A 2,424-nucleotide genomic window follows, 5' to 3' on the forward strand; every position below is an offset into this window, starting at 1 on the left:
TGCGGCCGATTGGCGGAACGCGGTGAACCGCTCGAAAACCCCGATCGGCTACGTTGATTTTACCTTCTCGGCCGACAAGTCGGTGTCGCTGGCCTGGGCTTTCGCGCCGACCGAGGCGGAGCGCAACCAGCTGGCCCAGGCGCACAAGGATGCGGTGGCCGCGACCATGGCCGAGATCGAACAGGTCATTGGCCAAGCCCGGAAGGGCAAAGGCGGCAAGGAAGGCACCGAGCAGGGCCGCATCGGGTGGATCACCTTTGATCACTACACGGCCCGGCCCACCCTCGAAATCGCCCGCGAGACAGCGGATGGCCGCACGGAAACCGAGATCGTGTCGGTGAAAGTGGCCGGCGATCCGCAGCTTCATACGCATGTCGCGGTGCCGAATGTCATCGTCACTGAGAGCGGCCGGGTTGTGTCCCTGAACACGTTGCAGATGCACGGCCGCATCCATGAATGGGGAGCAATCTATCAGGCCCATCTTGCGCAGAATCTCCGGCGGGCGGGAGCCAGTATAGAATTGGACCGAGCCACCGGCGCGGCGCGGCTCAGCGCCGTGCCGGAGGAGATCCGGGCGGCGTTCAGTAAGCGGACCCGCGATGCTCTCGCCGACGCGAAAGCTTATGCCGCATCGGTTGGCGCGGAGTGGGACCGCATGACGGGCGACGAACGCATCAAGTTGCTGAAAGGCGGCGCCTTTGCGAGCCGTAGTGCCAAGGCCGACGATCTGAGCGACTTTGCGAGCTGGCGGCGTCAGGCGGAGGCACAAGGCTACCAGCACAAAAGCGTTCTGCAGGACGCGGTGCCAGCGGAGAAGATGACCGAAGCGGCCCGGCTGGATCTGGCCTATGAGGCAGCTTCGCGGGTGCTGGGCGAGCAGTTTGCCCGGCGGGCGGTCATCAAGGATGAGGATGCGCGCGTTGCCGCAGCGCGTGGCCTGGTGGCGGCCGGCATCAAGGATGGCGGCGACGTTGACCGGGTGATTGCGCGGTTGCGGGCGCGTGGTGTTGTCGAGACGGGCGGTGCTGGCGGCAACGGTGAGTCCGCGCGCACGCAGATCATCGCGGTCGAGACCGAGCGGGATGACCTGGACAACCCGGATGTGAAGATCACCACAACCAGGCTGACGACGCGCGCCCATGTCGAGCAGGAGAGCGCGCTGGTCGAGCTGGCGGGACAGGCTGGCCGCGATCGGCGCGGCACGCTCAACCCGGCCCAGATCAAGCGCGGGATTGCGGCGAGCGGGCTGAGCTTCACCGGCGCGCATGGCGCGGCGCAGCGCCGGATGATCGATCATCTTGGCATGGGCGGCCGGTTCGCGGTGGGGATCGGGGCGGCTGGGGCCGGCAAGACCACATTATTGAAGCCGCTGGTGGCGGCATGGCGCGAGCAGGGTGCGGACATTCACGGCATCAGCCTCGGCTGGCGCCAGGCGCGCGAGCTGCGCGAGGCCGGGCTGAATACCGAGGCCGAGACAGGCGGGCGTGATACGATTGCGGCTGTATCGGTGTTCATCAACCGGGTGGAGAGCGGCCGGCTGGACTTGTCCAACCGCAGCGTCGTGGTGATCGATGAGTTGGGCACGATCGGCACCCGCCAGATGCTTGATCTGTTGCGGCTACAGGAGCGGCACGGGTTCCGCATGGTGGCGATCGGTGATCCGAAGCAATGCCAGTCGATCGAGGCAGGCCAGGTGATCGGCCTTCTCGAAAAAGGTCTGGGTGAGGTGCCGTCAATCGAAAGCAGTGTGCGCCAAACCAATGAGCGGGCGCGCGAGATCGCGGGCTTGCTGCGCAAAGGTGGCGCCGAGGCCGTTGGCAAGGCGCTGGACATGAAGCGGCAGGACGGCACGGCCGAGATCGTCGCGGGCGGGCATAGCGAAGTGATCGCGCGGGCCGCCGCGCTTTGGGATGAGCGCCGGAAAGCGAATGCTGACCGGCCACGCTTTACGCTGTCGATCAGCACACCGACCAATCAGGATGCGCGGGCGATCGGCGAGGCAATCCGGCAACGGCTGCTGGCCTCTGGCGAGTTGGGGCAGAGCCGTATGACGCTGGCGGCGATCGATAAGAACACCGGCGAGCACTACGCCATGCCGATCGCCCCGGGCGAAAAAATCCGGCTCTTCGCCCGGACCAATGCGGCGATGCTGGACGGCGGCAAGGGCGCGATCGGCGATAATGGCTCGATCCTCGAAATCACCAGCATCCGCGACGAGGGCCTGGTGCTGCGGAACGACCATGGCCGCGAGGGCTTTGTGAAGTGGGACACGCTGGCCGACAAGGAAACCGGCCGGATGCGGCTGGCGTACGGCTATGCCATGACCACCAACACCGCCCAGGGCATCACCACGACCGAGCATATCTTTGTAACACCGGGCGGTTCGCAGACCACGGACGGCTTCAAGACCTATGTGTCCGGGTC

General features: G+C 66.0%; 1 protein-coding gene. It reads left to right on the forward strand.

Annotated elements, in window-relative coordinates; all coding sequences use genetic code 11:
- Nucleotides 1-22 precede the first annotated feature (22 nt).
- A partial coding sequence (gene mobF, locus B7Z76_RS15880; protein ID WP_291345211.1) for a MobF family relaxase occupies nucleotides 23-2,424 on the forward strand: 2,402 nt, incomplete at its 3' end.

This window comes from Acidiphilium sp. 20-67-58, assembly GCF_002255515.1.
In the GTDB taxonomy this organism is placed as follows: Bacteria; Pseudomonadota; Alphaproteobacteria; order Acetobacterales; family Acetobacteraceae; genus Acidiphilium.